Raw genomic sequence first — 16698 nt, 5'->3', positions numbered from 1 at the left:
AGTCATGCCAGAAAACCTGTCTGATGAAATGCTGGAGTTAATCGCCCAGCGCTTTCGTTTGTTGTCAGATCCCATGCGTTTGAAGATCCTGCATCATTTGCAGGCCGGTGAAAAATCTGTAACCCAGCTGGTTGAGGCCACCGGGGCTTCGCAGCCAAACGTGTCCAAGCACCTCTCTACACTGAAAACCCAGGGTATGGTAAAGCGTCGCCAGGAAGGCAATATGGCTTATTTCAGCATTGGAACGCCGTTCGTCTTCGATTTGTGCAGCACGGTGTGCGACAGCATGAAAGATGAGTGGGAACAAAAGCAGTCACTGCTCGGGATTGCACTTTCCGGCAGTAAATGATCAGCGGCAGCAGCCGTCTCAGGCGGTACCTGCCCTGCTGGCTTCAGGTATCGCCTTCCAGAAATCCCTGCCTGAATGAAACTGGTGCTCTACCAGTCCCAGCAACTGCCATGACTCCAGAATTGACCGGAACTGGATCTTTGACAGCTTGATGTCGTCAACGGCGTGCGCTGAGGGGCGTCGACCCAGAAGTTGTTTGCGCACGGTGTCGCTAATAACACTCTCCAATCCTGCGCGAATACGATCCTCGCTGGTTGATGAGGTAAAACTGCCCTGTAATGCGCGGAATAACTGATCCAGTCGCGCAGGCAGAATGACTTCTTCCGGGGTGAGGTTGCCGCCTTCATAAACCTTGGCCGATACGACCAGTTTTACTTCCTTGCGAGAGAGCTCCATTTTTTCTCTGGCGCTGATGCCCGGGGCAATAGCCTGTGGCCTGGGTGCTGGCAACTGCGGAGTTTCAGGCACAGGGTCGGCTGGACTCCAGCCAACTCCAAGAGTTGGCTGAATGCTTTTCAGATTGGATTTTACGTAGGCGAGCAACTCGTCTCGCAGATGCCAGAGCTTGTAACTGATCTGCTGGGTGACCATTTGGTAAAAGCCCTTCAGGCGCAATTGCTCCGGATTAAGATTGCCTGTGGGAAGCTTTTTCAGAAATCCAATTACCGGAATGTCGAGCGTGCGAGCGTGAACATATTCCCGGTGAAGATGGCTAATGCCGGTTTGAGTCACCGGGCCATAACTGTCGCCAGTCAGCAAAATAAACAGATCCGCCATTTCAATTTGTTGGCGGACCAGGTTCCAGTCGTAATTCACTCCGGCTGGGGGGCAAGCTATGCCTACGTCTATCATTCCATTGCGAGCCAGCAAGCGTTGGATCTCGTAACGCTCCAGCTCAAGGCCATCCATGTTGGACGCCAGGTACACCATGTGGCGGTACTTCTCTGGCATTCAGACTCACCCATCAAAAATTGTCATTTAAAGCCCAAGAACGTCACTATACCAGCGACATAACGCTCAAGACATAAAAAAATCCGCCCATGGTCACCATTGAAGCCAGGGTTGTCACAGCGATAGTGTTGGCTGTCAGTACGTGATTGGCGCCCATGGCACGCGCCATCACAAACGATGCGGCAGCGGTTGGGCTGGCCAGCATTAGTGCTATCACACCAAGGTCTACCCCGCGAAAACCAAGCCACCAGGCAGCGATTACGCTGGCACCTGGAAGAATCAGCAACTTAAGCAAGCTGATCTGAACGGCGACCCAGTTGGCGCGACGCAAAGCCTGAAAATCAAGACTCCCGCCAACACCGATCAAGGCCAATGGCAATGTCATCTGACCGAGACTGGTCGCTGCATTCTGGATGGGTGTCGGTAAATGCCACTGAAAAAAGCTGAATGGCAGTGCAGCAACAATGGCAATGATCAACGGGTTTTTGGCGATCAGCATCATTTGACCACCCCAGTTTACGCCTTGCCCTTGTGCCAGAGTAACGACCGACAGCAGGTTGTACATCGGCACTCCTACCGCCAGTACCAGTGCGCCGGCGCGAGTCCCTTCTTCGCCGAAGGCATAAACCACGGTAGCAATACCCACAATGCCGAGATTGCCGCGGAATGCCGCCTGAACAAAAGCTGAGCGATCGCTATTGTCGACCCGAAAGAAATACGACCAGCCAATGCAGAACAGCCAACCGATCAGGATGGAGGCGGCAACAAAGCCCATCAATCCCAGGTGGGTGCCGGAGTCAAAACGGATTTTTGAAATGGCCAGAAACACCAATACCGGCAGTGTCAGGTTAAATACCAGTCTCGATCCAACCCCGACAAAGTGATCATCAATCATATTGCGCTTGCGCAGAACCACGCCAAGAATGGCCAATAAAAACACTGGCAGGATAATTTCTGCAGTAAAAACAAGGGATTGAAGGTACATCTTAAGGTTGTTTCCTGACTATTGAGTCGAATTTGCCGACACAGTACAGCACGCGTCATGAATGTAAACAACATGGGATTGTTGCTATACTTTGCCACCAAATTTGTTGGATCGATTGTCATGACTCGCCTGAAGAAAACTCGCTCACTAAAACGTATTCACAACGTCAAAACCGGCAGCATCTCCAAGCTCAAGAAGCAAGCTGGTGCGGACCGTCAAACTGGCAAGCGAGTCAAAAACCGCGTTGCCTCGGTTTATGAAAAATTCCTGGCCGAAAATCCGGATGCCAAGGCGGAGTCCGTCAAGCAGCAACAGCAAGAAGCTGCCCAGCCGAAGTCGAAGACTGCGGCCCAGTCAAAACCGAAGCCCGCAGCTGCTGAGCCAGAAAAAGCACCCAAGGAAAAAGAAAAATCTCTGCTTGAACAGCTGGAAAGCAAGGATTTCAAAGACATTTACTGATGCCTTACTGGACTCAACAAAACCTCGATCTCAAATGCTTCCCGGTTGTCCCGGAGCACGTCAGCTTGCCCTGGGATGCAGCGGATGATTACCTGTTGCAGCACATCAACTCTGACCAAACGACCCTGCTGTTTAATGATCGGCATGGCGCACTGGCTTGTGCCCTGCCATCGGCTTTTGGCTGGTTGGAAAGCGCTTGCAGCCAACTTGCTACCACCACCAATCTGGCGGCTAACCAGCTGGCAAGTGAGGTTGGTTGGGTTGACGGCGAAGAGGCTTTAAGGCAAGTCGCAGGAGATGTTCAGCAAGTCGCCATCAAGATTCCGAAGAATCTGGAGCAATTGACCTGGTGGCTGGATATCTGTGCCGAATTGCTTCCGCACGCCCGCATTTGGTTGGCAGGCATGAGTAAGCACATCCCGGTTCGCTGGCTCAACTGGCTGGAGTCTGAGTACGCCGAATATCAGCAATTGCCCCAGCAGCGCAAGGCACGCCTCATTTGCGTTCATAGCCGCAAGTCAGTAAAGCGCAAAGCGATCTGGCAAGGTTATGACCTCGAACAGCAGCGCTATGAAGCATTACCCGGGGTTTTCTGTCGTGACAGTCTCGATCCGGGCGCGCGCTTTATGATTGAAACCCTGGCGGGTCATGAACAACTCGCTGATATTCATGGCCAGGTTTGTGATCTTGGCTGTGGTAATGGTGTACTGGGGTTGTGGCTGAAAAGCCGTCTGCCAGAGATTCAGCTGATCCAGACCGACGATTCGTTGGCAGCGGTAAGATCTGCCCGCCACAACGCCACTCAATTGGGGTTGGCTGCTGATGTTTGCCATGGCAATAGCCTCGCCGCAGTTACCGAAAATCTCGACTGGGTGATTTGTAATCCACCCTTTCACGACGGCCACAAACAGCTGGATAACATCGCCAAAAGCATGTTTCGCGACAGTCACCAACAGCTGACACAGAATGGTCGACTGCTGATCGTTGCAAATCGCCATCTTAATTACCGGGCCGAACTGGCACGCCTGTTTCGACAGGTAGAGCTGGTCGCCAGCAACAATAAATTCAATGTCTGGCTGTGTGCCAAACAACCCGCCTCCGGAGCCAAGTCATGAGTTTCGCCAATCACATTGCCCGTAGCGCCTGGTGTCTGGTCATTGCCAGCGTCAACCGGATTCATGTTGATATCTGGTCAAATGGCGACTGTGAGCCGTTCAATAAACTATTGTCCAAACAAACGGCTTTTTTGCGTGGTGAGCTGAAATCCCGTGACAATCTGGCGCGGTTTTTTAACGAATTTATCGACTGGCGCGCAACGCTGGAAGCCGACGACAGTCTCGGCTGGCTGGCCGCTGATCTGGCGATGGCGGCACTCTATGCATCGGTTGAAACCCTGTTCGATGAAGAGTGCGACGATGTTGGTCTGCTGAACCAGTACATCGACGACATTCTTGGCGACCTGATTGAGATGCAACCGGAAATGGAGCCCCTGCAACAATACAGCAGCGAGCTGTTGCAGGAATTCACCGCCAGCTGGAGTAGTGTTCGCCAGGTGCCGGTCAGCAAGGACTTTTTTCAGTGGCTGGGTCAGCAAGACACCAGTCTGTTTGGCGTCGCTGACGATTAATTTTTATACTGACAACAACTTTGGCAAACCCGTCGTTGAGGCCGCCTGGCGGACTCCGGCTCACCCAATGGCATTATTATGAAGACCGAATTACTTTCTCCTGCTGGCACCGTGAAAAACATGGAGTACGCTTTCGCCTACGGCGCGGATGCTGTCTATGCGGGCCAGCCACGCTACAGCTTGCGAGTACGCAACAACGACTTTACCCTCGAAAACCTAGCACTGGGTATCAAGCGGGCTCACGAACTTGGTAAAAAATTCTATGTGGCCAGCAATATCGCGCCGCACAACGCCAAGATTGCCACCTATATGCGTGATATTGAGCCGGTGATCGAGATGCAGCCGGATGCTCTGATCATGTCTGATCCGGGTCTGATCATGATGGTCAAGGATCGTTGGCCGGAAACCGAAATTCACCTGTCTGTCCAGGCCAACGTGGTGAACTACGCCGCGGTAGAGTTTTGGCGTCGTCAGGGTGTCAGCCGGATCATTCTGTCGCGCGAGCTGTCTCTGGATGAAGTTGCCGAAATCAAGCAGCGCTGTCCGGAAATGGAACTGGAAGTTTTTGTGCATGGCGCATTGTGTATTGCCTACTCTGGCCGTTGCCTGCTGTCTGGCTACATGAACCACCGGGATCCAAACCAGGGTACCTGCACCAACGCCTGTCGCTGGAAGTATGATGCTCACGAAGCCAGGGAAACCGATAGCGGTGATGTAATTCCGGCCCAGGTAATTGAGTTTGACCCGAACGCACTGGGCGGCGATATACCGACGTTGGGCGAAGGCAAGCCATCTGACCAGATCTTCCTGCTGCAGGAAGGCTCGCGTCCGAACGAGTACATGCCAGCCTTTGAAGACGAGCACGGCACTTACATCATGAATTCCCGTGATCTGCGGGCGATTCAGCACGTACAGAAGCTGGTCGAAATTGGCGTGGATTCGCTTAAAATCGAAGGTCGTACCAAATCCCACTACTATGCTGCGCGTACCGCCCAGGCTTATCGTCAGGCAATTGATGATGCCATTGCCGGTCGCTCATTTGATATTGGCCTGATGGACACCCTCGAACACATGTCCAACCGTGGCTACACCGAAGGCTTTTTCCGCCGTCACGTACACGATGAATATCAGAACTACGAGCGTGGTGTCTCAACCAGCACCACCCAGCAGTTTGTGGGTGAAGTACTGGGTCGTGAGGGTGATCGACTGCATATCGACGTGCGCAACCGCTTTGAATGTGGTGATGAGCTGGAACTGATGACCCGCGACGGTAATGTGCCGTTCCGACTGGAATCTATTGTCGACAAGAAAGGCGAGCCTCGGCAGGATGCGCCAGGCTCCGGCTTCAAGGTCAGCATTGAAATTCCGCCAGCGGCGCTGAACTTTAATATGGAAAACGCCATGCTGATTCGCAATTTGCCGGATCAAGCCTGACTCGCAGCGGTCATCGATCAGAACTGACTGGATAGACATGATTCAAGATCAAATTATTTATCAGGATGACGCCATCGTCATCCTGAACAAACCATCCGGCTTGCTCAGCGTTCCGGGCCTGCACAACAAGGATTCGGCCTTTGGTCGGCTGGAGGCCTTGCTTGGTGAAATGCACATCATTCACCGGCTTGACCGTGACACCTCTGGCATTATTGTTTACGCCCGCAGCAAAAAAGACCTGACTGCGGTGCAACAGCAATTTGAAAAGCAGACAACCCGCAAGGTATATGAAGCGCGTGTTAGTGGTATTGTGAAAGGCAACCAGGGCACGGTTAACATGCCAATTATTGTTGACTGGCCCAATCGCCCACTGCAGAAAATTGCTCATGTGGATGGCCGCTATGCTCTCACCCGCTGGAAAAAACTGGCAATTGAAACCACAGAAGACGGTGTTTTTACCCGTGTTGAGCTGTATCCGAAAACCGGGCGCTCACACCAGCTGCGTTTGCATATGCAGCAGATTGGTCACCCGATTGTCGGCGATCCTTTTTACAGCAAGGATTACAGTGAGGAGCGCACGCCCATCATGCATCTGCATGCGCGCGAATTATCGTTCGATCACCCTCGCACGGGCGAGCGTATGGACATTGTCTGCCCTGCGCCCTTCTGATGCCAACGGCCGTCAGGTTTATACCTGACGGTTGCGCCATGCTGCTGCCCGCAGCAGCAGCCATAAATAGCCACCAAACAGCACCACTCCTGCTATTGCAATTACCGCTGCAATACCTCCGAACAAATCCGGCGCCTTCATCAGGGTTGCCATCAGAGAATCCTGATAATAGAAAAACCAGGCGTGATCGGGTGGGAATATATGCTCGTGCAGGAAATAGAACACCTTTAGCGGGCCTGTTATCAGCACTGCTGCTGTGATTCCTGCAATCAGGAATAGCAGTAAGCCACCCTGAATGGCCCAGGATGGTCTGGTCTTCAGGCCAAGCAATGCAGCGCTGCCGACAACACAGATCAGCCCGCTGATAATCGCAGCAATACGTAGTACGTCAATCAAATCAGCAACATCTTGCAGGTGCTGAACTTCAGGTTTGCGCAGCAAGCGGGTCTGATGGCCCCAGCGCTCAAAGCTGATGCTTTTCAGGCCTTCGCCATGATTGTGGACGGCATCGCTTATCTCATTGAACAGGCGGATATGCTCTATCGGTGAGACGCTTTCCAGGCCGCGAATGTAGCGATTTTGTGGGCCGTATTTGTCGATATGGGCCTCGATGCCGTAGAAGTCATACCAGTATGAAAAACCGTAATGGACCTTGCCCATGCCGAACCAGGACAAGCTGACTGAGGCCAGCAAGCCTGCCAGTAGCACAATCAACCAGAGCGGCTGCGAAACACGATGAGTCATTGGATTCCTGTCAATTGCTGAATGGCTGGCGACAGTGCCTTGCAGCCATCGTCTTCAAGATGAAAATGATGATGGCCATCAGTGACCAGAATGCGACAGTCCGGAATATAACCTGCCAGGCGTTCGAAAGTGTCCGCATCGTAAAGACCATCGCGGGCCCTGGCGGCCAAAACCGGAACCTGGATTGAGCTTAAAAAGCTTTCCAGCATGGTTGGCGTGAGGCGCACAGGTGACGGTTGTTTCAGACGAGGGTCCATTTTCCAGCTGACGCCATTGGCATCGGCGCGCAAGCCGCGGCGAACGATCGGCAGAAGTGCGGCTGGCGTGATACCAGCTCCATGGCGCAAGCGACTGGCCAGGGCTTGTTGTTCATCGTCGTAACGGGCAAAGCGAGCCTTGCTGGCTTTGCTGCGAACGTAACGTTGGAAGGTTTCAGCCGCCAATACGCCTTCTGTGGTCATTGGCCCTATGCTGTCAATCAGGGTAAGGCTGGCAATCTGCTCGCCCAGCGTACCTGCAACCATGCTGCAAATACCGCCGCCCAGTGAATGACCAATCAAGTGCGGCGCCACCTCGCAGTACTGCTGCACGAAAGCGCAAACAATTTCCGCATGACGCCAGATGGTATAGCCGTCGGCCAGCCAGTCCGAATTGCCATGGCCTGGCAGATCGAGTGCAATAATGCGGCATTGCAGATGTTGGCTGAGTCGCCAGAAGCTGGCGGCGTTGTCGAGCCAGCCATGAATGGCAACGGCCAGCGATGAAAATTCGCTGCCGTATTCAAGTGCAGCCAGTTGATGACCATCGACGGAGAAAAGGCGTTCTTTCATTCATTGTCCTGCGCAATTGCATGAGGAACGCCGAATGGTTGGGATCAGCGCTCCAGCGCAGGGTACCACACCGCTGCAACAGACATGCAACCGGCAGCAGCGATATCACCCTCAAGCACCCAGCATTCTGCTGGCGACCAGGGTTGATCATAGGCCTGACCATCAATCAGGGTGGCAGCCAGGCGGCCAACCAGTGGCAGGTGAGATACCAGAATCAGATCGCGTTGTTGTTGCACCAGGTCGTCCAGGATCGGCTGAACGTCGGCGGAAGGCACCAGTGTCGGGTGAGTGTCAACATCGAGACCACTGGCCTCGCTGATGGCAGCTGCAGTTTGTTGGGCGCGATGGTATGGGCTGGCCCAAATGACCGGGTTGTTCCACTGCTGGCTTGCCAGCCATTTTCCTGCCATGACTACTTCACGCAAGCCGGATTCCGTCAGCCCTCTGCTTACGTCATCCAGCTGGCCTGCCATGGCAGAGCCATGACGAACTACGCAGATTTTCACAAATCAACCGCCTTAATGGTTAGGCTGCGGCATCCTTGTCGACGGCTGATTCAGCCTCTGCTGCCTGCTGAGGTGCAGGCTCGGGCCAGTCCGAGAAAGGAAATGGCTTTTCATCGCTACAGCCTGTCAGGTAGTGCACCACCTGCTGGTAATACAAGCCGAGCGAATAGCTGAATCTGGCAACACTGGAACTTACCTCTCCAGAAAACAGCCGTGCAAGCCACTGCACAATCGTCGCAACCAAAAGAATCAGATCAAGAATGCGAACAACCACAAAAAAAATCACTGTGTAGAGGGTCCGGAACCAGAAGCTCTCGGAGGTCACACTGGATTGGAAGCTACCTTTACTCATATCCACAATCTCTGAATTCAAATTTCATGTTTGGGTAAGGCAAATTCTACATCGGACGCCGCTTCGCCCGTCATCAATCCCTGTGCTACAACAGCTGGATTGGCGCCGTTAAATAAACATTCGTACGCGCCCATCACCAAGGGCATATAGATACCCCATTCTGCAGCCTTGGCCCTGACATAGCGCAAGGTATTGACACCTTCGGCGACTTCGCCCAATTCGTCGATTGCCTGTTCGAGATTTTTGCCACTGCCAATAGCATAGCCGACCCGATAGTTGCGGCTCAGTGGTGACATACAGGTCACTACCAGGTCACCAACACCGGCGAGGCCGAGGAAGGTTAACGGGTTGGCTCCCATCGCTTCGGCAAAACGGCTCATTTCCGCCAGTGAGCGGGTGATGATCATGCTTTTGGTGTTTTCACCCATTCCCAGTGCAGCAACAAAGCCTGACACGATGGCGTAAATGTTTTTCAGCGCACCACCCAGCTCAACGCCAAAAACGTCATTGGAGGCGTAGACACGGAAATAATCACAGCTCAGGGCTTCCTGGGTATCCCGACGCAGGTCGCTGTTTTCGCTGGCAATCACGGTTGCAGCCAACTCCTTGCGGGCAATTTCCTTTGCCAGATTTGGGCCGCTCAGCACGCCAACCGGATTGTTGGGAAACATCTCACTGATGACCTGACTCATCAGCAGGAATTGCTCCGGCTCAATACCCTTGGTGGTGCTGACCAGTGCCTGATTTGGCGTTACCAGACCTGCCAGACTGCCAAGCACCTGACGTACGGATTTGCTCGGTACTGAGACAAAAATCACGTCGGCACCAGCAATGGCGTCAGCAATATCCGTGGTGGCTTTCAGGGCTGGATTGAGTGCAATACCAGGCAGATACTGCTCGTTGGTGTGGAGTTGGTTGATGCTGTTCGCAATATCTTCATTGCGAAGCCACTGGGTTGAATCTACATGGTTGTCGGCCAGAATATTGGCGACAACGGTTCCAAAACTGCCACCACCGATAACGGCTGCGCGTTGGATTGCCACTACTTCCTCCCTTGGAATTGTTCTCTGTTGACAACAAGGCCGCACACGATTGCTGGCCCTGTTACTCGTTTCAGAAGTGCTTGCTGCACTCGAGGGTTTCAACCAGCTCGCTGAATGTCTGGCGATTGGTTTCGTTCAGATCCATCAACACCCGATGTGCAGAGATAACATGCTCTCTGGCTTGTTCTTCATCAATGGTGTCGTCTACCCATTCGCGAAATTCGGCTTCGTTATTAAACGGCGCTTCAATGATATGAAACACGGCATCGAACCCCATGCTCATCAGGATACGGGTAATGCCGGATCGCGGCGAATACACAGTTGGCATAATACCGTAACGCTGACGGCCAAGAATGGCGATTTTAGCCAGCTGCCCCAGCGAGGTGCTGTCGATGCCTTCGGCACCGGATAGGTCGATGAGAATGTTGTTGAACGGCTTCTCTGACAACTCGTCTTTGATATAACGCTCAAACGCGGTACACAGGTTGAGTCGCACATCCCCTTGCAAGCGGATGATCTGTACGCCTTCTTGCTGCGCCACTTCAATTTGACCTGCCGTCATATGGCTCCCCTACCAATCACCAACATGGCGATATCGTCTGGTACTTCTTCAAGGCTATCCAATGCGAGTTCGTGGGCGAGCCCTTCCAGGCTGCCTTTTTGCTGCTCAATCAATTGCAGCAGTGCGGATTCCTTGTCTTCCAGCTCTTTTGGCGGCAAGACTTCAAGAATGCCGTCAGAAAACAGTAGAAGCCGGTAGTTGTCCGGTAGTTCCACTGTGCGGTTCTGGTATTCCGCTTCGGCGAACATGCCAACCGGCATGCCTCGGCCTTCCAGATAGTGGCAATCGTTTGCCGATAGCAGCACCGGCATGGGCAGATGGCCGCCCACGCTGTATTGCAGGGTGCCTTGTTGGGTATCTATCAGACCATAGAAAATGGTCAGGTGCTTATCCAGTCCGGTGGCCAGCATTTCCGAATTTATGCGTTCCAGTACCCGTGCCGGAAACAGCAGGTCGTCACTGGAACCGCGGCGATAATTACGCCGCAAGCGATAGGACAGGTTTTTCAGCAATACAGTCACAAAGGCAGACGAGGCGCCGTGGCCAGAGACGTCGGCAATGTAGAACACCAGCCGATGCTCACCAAGTTCGAAATAATCAAGAAAGTCGCCGCTCAGCAGCAAGGAAGTGTAGAGCTTGTGGTCGCACTCAAAACCCTGGAATTCCAGTGGGTCCGGCAGCATGCGCATCTGGATCTGGCGACCGGCCAGCTGGTCGCGACGCAATTCTTCCAGGCCTTCTTTTAATTCAAAGTTGGTTTTTTCAAGGTAGTTGCGGTAGGACTCGTTCTGGCGTTGCAGTTCTACTCGTTCGAGTGCGCGTTTCACCGAATGGTGCAGCACTTCAAGATCGAGTATGGGTTTTACCAGAAAGTCATCGGCACCGAGTCGCAACGCCTTGACGACGTCGTCCATTACACCGGCACCAGACACGACAATCACAGGAATGGATGGCTGTTTCAGTTTCAGCTGTTCGAGCCATTCGATACCGCTGACGCCAGGCATGCGCAGATCGCAGATAGCAACATCAATCGGGGTTCGGCCCAGCACTCCCCAGGCCGCTTCGGCACTGTCGGCAGTCTCAACCTGGTATTCATAGTCAAGCAGGAAGGCGGCAACGCTATCCAGAACACTGGGGTCGTCATCAATGACCAACACGGTTGCGGTCATCTGTATCTCCGGAATATTCAGCAAGGTAACAAAGCAGGCGTAACAATATACAGTTTGGATCAGCCTCGGGAATCTGCCAGCCAGAGCCCCCTTCAAACGTGCGAACACTAACGCCTCAACTCATGCCACGCAATCCCAAATCCGCATATGGCACGACTATTCTTAACTATACTCTTTGGCAAACCTCAAAAAGTCACTCAGGAGCACCCAATGTACCATTCCGAAAAACGGGACTTTCGACGTATGACGGTAGAGACAAACGCCAAAATCAGCGTCAACGGTGTTGAACTGGCGGTGACCTGTGTGGATCTTTCCAGCACTGGAGCACGGATGATTTCACAATCCCCTACCGGACTTGCGGATGGCGACAAGGGTATCGTTGAAATTCAGAGTGGTGGTGGTCATACGGCGCCACTGGAAGCAGACTTTACCGTGATTCGAGTCAGTGATGTGGATGACCACAAGGAGGAAGTGGCAGTCCGGTTTGATGAGGTCAGATAAAAACAACAGCATAAAAAACGGGGATGATTCCCCGTTTTTTATTCGACCCGAGCCAACTTATTTGAAGTAGGCGTTTTCGGTCTGGGTGTGGTCGGTTACGTCACGCACGCCATTGACTTCCGGGATGCGAGCAACCATGGTGGCTTCAACACCGTCTTTCAGGGTCATATCCACAGCACTGCAACCCTGGCAGCCGCCGCCGAACTTCAGGATGGCGATACCGTCACTGGTCAGCTCAACCAGGCTGACTTCACCGCCATGAGAAGCCAGTCCTGGGTTGATCTCGGTGTACAGCAAATAATTGATGCGCTCTTCCACCGGGCTGTCGGCAGTTACTTTTGGCATCTTGGCGTTGGGCGCCTTGATGGTCAGCTGGCCACCCATACGATCCTTGGCGAAATCGATGGTCGCTTCTTCAAGGTAAGGAATGCTCATGGCCTCAACGAATACCTTGAGCTTCTCCATTTGCTGTACTTCGTCCGTGGTGTTCACTTCTTCAGGACGGCAGTAGGCCAGACAGGTCTCCGCGTAACGCGTGCCCGGCTGGGTGATGAAGACACGTACAGCCATGCCCTCGACATTCTGTTTGACAAGCAAATCAGCCAGATACTCTTCAGCATCCGGGGTAATGGTCAGGTATTCGGTCATTTCAAAAATTCCTTTAAACGTGGCGCTATTGTAGCGAATGGGGGCGGCAGACGAAATACCCAACCAAAATGGTTGGAAAAGACAAGCTGTGTCACCTCTGATACAATCCTGCGCCATTTTTCTTTGATGTCCGATGTCACAAGTGAGTCGATACCCAATGCCTAACAACAGTCGCCAGCAACGCATCCAGCAACTGAAACAATCCATCCAGGAACGCATTCTGATTCTGGACGGTGGTATGGGCACTCTGATCCAGTCACACCAGCTGGAAGAGAAAGATTACCGCGGTGAGCGTTTTGCCGAACTGAGCCAGGAAGTAAAAGGCAACAATGACCTGCTGGTGCTGACGCAACCAGACATTATTGCCGGTATTCACCGCCAGTATCTGGACGCCGGTGCGGACATTATTGAAACCAACACCTTTAACAGCACCCGGGTTTCCCAGGCTGACTACCATCTGGAAGAACTGGTCCCCGAGCTGAACCGCGAAGCTGCGGCCCTCGCCCGCCGCGTGTGTGACGAAGTTACCGCGACAACCGGCGTGCAGCGTTATGTTGCGGGCGTGCTTGGCCCAACCTCAAAAACCTGTTCAATTTCTCCGGATGTGAACGACCCGGGTTTCCGTGCCATTACCTTTGATCAGCTGGTTGAGGAATATACCGAAGCCACTGAAGGCCTGATGGACGGCGGCGCGGATATTATTCTGATCGAAACCATTTTCGACACCCTCAACGCCAAGGCTGCCATTTATGCGGTACAGGGTGTTTTTGAAGCCCGTGGCGAAGAATTGCCGATCATGATTTCCGGCACCATTACTGACGCTTCTGGCCGTACTCTGTCCGGTCAGACCGCCGAAGCCTTCTACAACTCAGTTGCCCATGCCCGGCCGCTGTCGATTGGTCTGAACTGTGCGCTCGGTGCTGAAGAGTTGCGCCCGCACGTCGAAGAACTGTCTGCCAAGGCCAACTGTTTTATTTCCGCCCACCCGAATGCGGGCCTGCCCAACGAATTTGGCGAATACGATCAGACGCCAGCAGAAATGGCTGTCATCGTTGAAGAATTCGCTCAAAGCGGCTTCCTCAACATTCTCGGTGGTTGCTGTGGCACCACTCCTGGCCACATCAAGGCGCTGGCAGAAGCCGTCAGTAAACATGCGCCGCGCAAGATTCCTGAGATCAAGCCCGCCTGTCGCCTGGCTGGCCTGGAGCCATTCAACTTTGACGACACCAGTCTGTTTGTAAACGTGGGCGAGCGCGCCAACGTGACTGGCTCGGCCATATTCAAGCGCCTGATTGTTGAAGAGAACTATGACCAGGCGTTGCAGGTTGCTCGCGAACAGGTTGAAAACGGTGCCCAGGTCATCGACATCAACATGGACGAAGGCATGCTGGACTCCAAGGGCGCGATGGTACGTTTTCTTAACCTGATCGCCTCCGAGCCAGACATTGCTCGCGTGCCCATCATGGTCGACTCCTCCAAGTGGGACATCATCGAAGCCGGTCTGAAGTGCATTCAGGGCAAGGCGGTGGTGAACTCTATCTCGCTGAAGGAAGGCAAGGAAGAATTTATCGCCAAGGCCAAATCCTGTATGCGATTTGGCGCTGCCGTGGTGGTCATGGCGTTCGACGAACAAGGCCAGGCCGACACCGAAGCCCGCAAAAACGAAATCTGCGAAAACTCCTACCGCATCCTGGTCGATGAAGTTGGCTTCCCGCCGGAAGACATCATTTTCGACCCGAACATTTTTGCGGTAGCGACCGGTATTGAAGAGCACAACAACTACGCTGTTGACTTCATTAATAGCTGTAAATACATCACTGAAAATCTGCCGTTTGCGAAGATTTCCGGTGGTGTTTCCAACGTCTCCTTCTCTTTCCGTGGCAACAACCCGGTACGTGAAGCCATCCACTCCGTATTCCTATACCACGCTATCAAAAACGGCATGAGCATGGGCATCGTTAACGCTGGTCAGCTGGCGGTATACGACGACCTGCCAGCCGAATTAAAAGAGCTGGTTGAAGACGTGGTACTGAACCGTCGTGACGACGCTACCGATCGCCTGCTGGCAGTTGCTGATAACTATCGCGGTGATGGCTCTGTCGCTGAGAAAGAAAGTGAGGAATGGCGTTCACTGCCAGTGGCTGAGCGTCTGACTCACGCCCTGGTGAAAGGCATCAACGCCTACGTCGAAGAAGATACCGAAGCCGCCCGCCAGATGTTCGATCGCCCTATTGAGGTGATCGAAGGTCCGTTGATGGACGGCATGAACGTGGTTGGTGACCTGTTTGGATCCGGCAAGATGTTCCTGCCACAGGTAGTGAAAAGCGCCCGCGTTATGAAGCAGGCGGTTGCCTATCTGCTGCCATTTATTGAAGCTGAAAAAGACGGCAAGTCCGAGTCGCAGGGCAAGATCCTGATGGCGACGGTAAAAGGCGACGTTCACGACATCGGCAAGAACATCGTGGGTGTGGTGCTGCAGTGCAATAACTTCGAGGTGATTGACCTGGGCGTAATGGTTCCGGCCGAGAAAATCCTCAAGATCGCCAAAGAAGAAAACGTCGACATTATTGGCTTGTCCGGCCTGATCACCCCATCACTGGATGAAATGGTTCATGTTGCTCGTGAGATGCAGCGTCAGAACTTCCATCTGCCACTGATGATTGGTGGTGCGACCACTTCCAAAGCCCACACAGCAGTGAAGATCGAGCCGCAATTCCAGAACGACATCGCCGTCTATGTGGCGGATGCCTCCCGCGCTGTCGGGGTCGCCCAGAAGCTGGTGACCCCGGAAGCCAAGAAAACCTTTATCCAGGAAACCCGTGACGAATACATCCACGTGCGTGAGCGTAACGCCAATCGTAAGGCGAAAGCGCTGCTGACCTATGACAAAGCCGCTGAAAATGCCTTTACCTGTGATTGGGACGCCTATCAGCCAGTCGCACCGAAGCAGTTGGGTGTGACGGTTTACGATCACTACGACGTTGCCGAGCTGGTGAACTACATCGACTGGACACCCTTCTTTATGTCCTGGGAGCTGGCGGGCAAATACCCGCGCATTCTGGAAGATGAAGTGGTTGGCGAGTCCGCTACGGCGTTGTTCAAGGATGCCCAGCTGATGCTGAAGCGCATCGTTGACGAAAAACTGTTCCGCGCTCGTGCTGTGGTTGGTCTCTGGCCTGCTGCCAAACGCGGCAACGACGACACTGTGATCTTCAACCCGCAGAACCCGACGGAAGAGCTGGCAGTACTGCACCACCTGCGTCAGCAGACCGACAAGCCAAACGACCAGCCAAACTATTCGCTGGCCGACTTTGTCACCCCGGAAGAAAAACTGATCAATGGCAAACAGGATTACCTGGGCGCCTTTGTGGTGACTGCCGGTATCGAGGCAGAAGGCCTGGCGAAACAGTTCGACGCCAACCACGATGACTACAACAGCATCATGATCAAGGCGCTAGCCGACCGTCTGGCGGAAGCCTTTGCCGAGCGCATGCACGAAAAAGTGCGCAAGGAACTGTGGGGTTATGCAGCCGACGAACAACTGGATAACGAAGCCCTGATCAAGGAAAAATATCAGGGTATTCGTCCGGCACCAGGCTACCCGGCCTGTCCGGATCACACCGAAAAAGCGACCCTGTTCAGCCTGCTGGATGCGGAAGCCAACACCGGAGTATTCCTGACCGAAAACTTCGCCATGTCACCGGCAGCGTCTGTTAGTGGCTGGTACTTCGGCCACCCGGGAGCCAAATACTTCGGCCTTGGCAAAATCGACAAGGATCAGGTGGAAGACATTGCGGCTCGCAAAGGCATGGATGTTGAAACCATGGAGCGCTGGCTGTCGCCAAACCTGAGCTACGACCGCTGATTC

18 protein-coding genes are annotated in these 16698 nt (G+C 53.5%); 8 read left to right on the top strand and 10 right to left on the bottom strand.

The window, feature by feature from the left end:
• Positions 1-4 precede the first annotated feature (4 nt).
• The gene (locus tag K6123_RS13450) at positions 5-349 is read left to right on the top strand and encodes an ArsR/SmtB family transcription factor (protein ID WP_221798584.1); all 345 of its coding nucleotides are present in this window, start codon (positions 5-7) and stop codon (positions 347-349) included.
• An 18-nt stretch (positions 350-367) separates the two neighbouring features.
• Here the strand turns inward: K6123_RS13450 and K6123_RS13445 are convergent, their stop codons facing one another.
• The gene (locus K6123_RS13445) at positions 368-1300 is read right to left on the bottom strand and encodes a DUF4062 domain-containing protein (protein ID WP_221798582.1); all 933 of its coding nucleotides are present in this window, start codon (positions 1298-1300) and stop codon (positions 368-370) included.
• Between the two features lie 46 nt (positions 1301-1346).
• A complete protein-coding gene (locus K6123_RS13440) occupies positions 1347-2285 on the bottom strand; it encodes an AEC family transporter (RefSeq protein ID WP_221798581.1) in 939 nt (312 codons plus the stop codon).
• 21 nt (positions 2286-2306) lie between these two features.
• On the opposite strand from K6123_RS13440, the gene K6123_RS13435 reads away from it, so the two are divergent.
• From K6123_RS13435 to K6123_RS13415, 5 genes are all read left to right on the top strand, one after another.
• The gene (locus K6123_RS13435; protein WP_221798579.1) at positions 2307-2744 is read left to right on the top strand and encodes a dihydrolipoyllysine-residue succinyltransferase component of 2-oxoglutarate dehydrogenase complex; all 438 of its coding nucleotides are present in this window, start codon (positions 2307-2309) and stop codon (positions 2742-2744) included.
• Entirely contained in the window at positions 2744-3859 is a 1116-nt protein-coding gene (locus K6123_RS13430; RefSeq protein ID WP_221798577.1) for a class I SAM-dependent methyltransferase, read from the top strand. The genes K6123_RS13435 and K6123_RS13430 overlap by 1 nt, the downstream gene beginning before the upstream one ends.
• Positions 3856-4371 (top strand): hypothetical protein, encoded by a 516-nt coding sequence (locus tag K6123_RS13425; protein ID WP_221798575.1) that lies wholly within the window; start codon positions 3856-3858, stop codon positions 4369-4371. The genes K6123_RS13430 and K6123_RS13425 overlap by 4 nt, the downstream gene beginning before the upstream one ends.
• A 78-nt stretch (positions 4372-4449) precedes the next feature.
• Positions 4450-5805 (top strand): prephenate-dependent tRNA uridine(34) hydroxylase TrhP, encoded by a 1356-nt coding sequence (gene trhP, locus K6123_RS13420; RefSeq protein ID WP_221798573.1) that lies wholly within the window; start codon positions 4450-4452, stop codon positions 5803-5805.
• A 37-nt stretch (positions 5806-5842) separates the two neighbouring features.
• Positions 5843-6475, top strand: coding sequence for an RluA family pseudouridine synthase (locus tag K6123_RS13415; RefSeq protein WP_221798571.1), 633 nt, complete (start codon positions 5843-5845; stop codon positions 6473-6475).
• Between the two features lie 18 nt (positions 6476-6493).
• On the opposite strand, the gene K6123_RS13410 is transcribed toward K6123_RS13415, so the two are convergent.
• The 7 genes from K6123_RS13410 to K6123_RS13380 form a co-directional block, all read right to left on the bottom strand.
• Positions 6494-7219 (bottom strand): lipoprotein intramolecular transacylase Lit, encoded by a 726-nt coding sequence (locus K6123_RS13410; protein ID WP_221798569.1) that lies wholly within the window; start codon positions 7217-7219, stop codon positions 6494-6496.
• Positions 7216-8049: an alpha/beta fold hydrolase gene (locus K6123_RS13405; RefSeq protein WP_221798567.1), complete on the bottom strand. Its 834-nt coding sequence runs from the start codon at positions 8047-8049 to the stop codon at positions 7216-7218. The genes K6123_RS13410 and K6123_RS13405 overlap by 4 nt, the downstream gene beginning before the upstream one ends.
• Positions 8050-8093: 44 nt before the next feature.
• A complete protein-coding gene (sixA, locus tag K6123_RS13400) occupies positions 8094-8555 on the bottom strand; it encodes a phosphohistidine phosphatase SixA (RefSeq protein WP_221798564.1) in 462 nt (153 codons plus the stop codon).
• 19 nt (positions 8556-8574) lie between these two features.
• Positions 8575-8907, bottom strand: a complete 333-nt coding sequence (locus tag K6123_RS13395; protein WP_221798563.1) for a DUF4389 domain-containing protein — start codon at positions 8905-8907, stop codon at positions 8575-8577.
• A gap of 17 nt (positions 8908-8924) precedes the next feature.
• Positions 8925-9950, bottom strand: coding sequence for an NAD(P)H-dependent glycerol-3-phosphate dehydrogenase (locus K6123_RS13390; protein WP_221798560.1), 1026 nt, complete (start codon positions 9948-9950; stop codon positions 8925-8927).
• A 70-nt stretch (positions 9951-10020) separates the two neighbouring features.
• On the bottom strand, positions 10021-10512 hold the full coding sequence (locus K6123_RS13385) for an STAS domain-containing protein (RefSeq protein ID WP_221798559.1): 492 nt from the start codon (positions 10510-10512) through the stop codon (positions 10021-10023).
• Entirely contained in the window at positions 10509-11681 is a 1173-nt protein-coding gene (locus tag K6123_RS13380; RefSeq protein WP_221798557.1) for a PP2C family protein-serine/threonine phosphatase, read from the bottom strand. Before K6123_RS13380 ends, K6123_RS13385 begins: the two co-directional genes overlap by 4 nt.
• Positions 11682-11891: 210 nt before the next feature.
• On the opposite strand from K6123_RS13380, the gene K6123_RS13375 reads away from it, so the two are divergent.
• Positions 11892-12182: a PilZ domain-containing protein gene (locus K6123_RS13375; RefSeq protein ID WP_221798555.1), complete on the top strand. Its 291-nt coding sequence runs from the start codon at positions 11892-11894 to the stop codon at positions 12180-12182.
• 57 nt (positions 12183-12239) lie between these two features.
• Here the strand turns inward: K6123_RS13375 and nfuA are convergent, their stop codons facing one another.
• Entirely contained in the window at positions 12240-12830 is a 591-nt protein-coding gene (gene nfuA / locus K6123_RS13370; RefSeq protein ID WP_221798553.1) for a Fe-S biogenesis protein NfuA, read from the bottom strand.
• 157 nt (positions 12831-12987) lie between these two features.
• On the opposite strand from nfuA, the gene metH reads away from it, so the two are divergent.
• Complete coding sequence (metH, locus tag K6123_RS13365; RefSeq protein ID WP_246624796.1) at positions 12988-16695, top strand: methionine synthase; 3708 nt, start codon at positions 12988-12990, stop codon at positions 16693-16695.
• The last annotated feature ends 3 nt before the right edge of the window (positions 16696-16698 follow it).

The organism is Oceanobacter mangrovi (assembly GCF_019740315.1).
GTDB classification, from domain to species: Bacteria; Pseudomonadota; Gammaproteobacteria; order Pseudomonadales; family Oceanobacteraceae; genus Oceanobacter; species Oceanobacter mangrovi.
The sequence above is the reverse complement of the archived record's forward strand: the minus strand, read 5'-3'. Positions and strand labels throughout refer to the sequence as shown.

Coding starts and splice junctions, on each gene's coding strand:
- K6123_RS13450 (WP_221798584.1), top strand. CDS start 5: ATGCCAGAAAACCTGTCTGATGAAATGCTGGAGTTAATCGCCCAGCGC.
- K6123_RS13445 (WP_221798582.1), bottom strand. CDS start 1,300: ATGCCAGAGAAGTACCGCCACATGGTGTACCTGGCGTCCAACATGGAT.
- K6123_RS13440 (WP_221798581.1), bottom strand. CDS start 2,285: ATGTACCTTCAATCCCTTGTTTTTACTGCAGAAATTATCCTGCCAGTG.
- K6123_RS13430 (WP_221798577.1), top strand. CDS start 2,744: ATGCCTTACTGGACTCAACAAAACCTCGATCTCAAATGCTTCCCGGTT.
- K6123_RS13425 (WP_221798575.1), top strand. CDS start 3,856: ATGAGTTTCGCCAATCACATTGCCCGTAGCGCCTGGTGTCTGGTCATT.
- trhP (WP_221798573.1), top strand. CDS start 4,450: ATGAAGACCGAATTACTTTCTCCTGCTGGCACCGTGAAAAACATGGAG.
- K6123_RS13415 (WP_221798571.1), top strand. CDS start 5,843: ATGATTCAAGATCAAATTATTTATCAGGATGACGCCATCGTCATCCTG.
- K6123_RS13410 (WP_221798569.1), bottom strand. CDS start 7,219: ATGACTCATCGTGTTTCGCAGCCGCTCTGGTTGATTGTGCTACTGGCA.
- K6123_RS13405 (WP_221798567.1), bottom strand. CDS start 8,049: ATGAAAGAACGCCTTTTCTCCGTCGATGGTCATCAACTGGCTGCACTT.
- K6123_RS13395 (WP_221798563.1), bottom strand. CDS start 8,907: ATGAGTAAAGGTAGCTTCCAATCCAGTGTGACCTCCGAGAGCTTCTGG.
- K6123_RS13385 (WP_221798559.1), bottom strand. CDS start 10,512: ATGACGGCAGGTCAAATTGAAGTGGCGCAGCAAGAAGGCGTACAGATC.
- K6123_RS13380 (WP_221798557.1), bottom strand. CDS start 11,681: ATGACCGCAACCGTGTTGGTCATTGATGACGACCCCAGTGTTCTGGAT.
- K6123_RS13375 (WP_221798555.1), top strand. CDS start 11,892: ATGTACCATTCCGAAAAACGGGACTTTCGACGTATGACGGTAGAGACA.
- nfuA (WP_221798553.1), bottom strand. CDS start 12,830: ATGACCGAATACCTGACCATTACCCCGGATGCTGAAGAGTATCTGGCT.
- metH (WP_246624796.1), top strand. CDS start 12,988: ATGCCTAACAACAGTCGCCAGCAACGCATCCAGCAACTGAAACAATCC.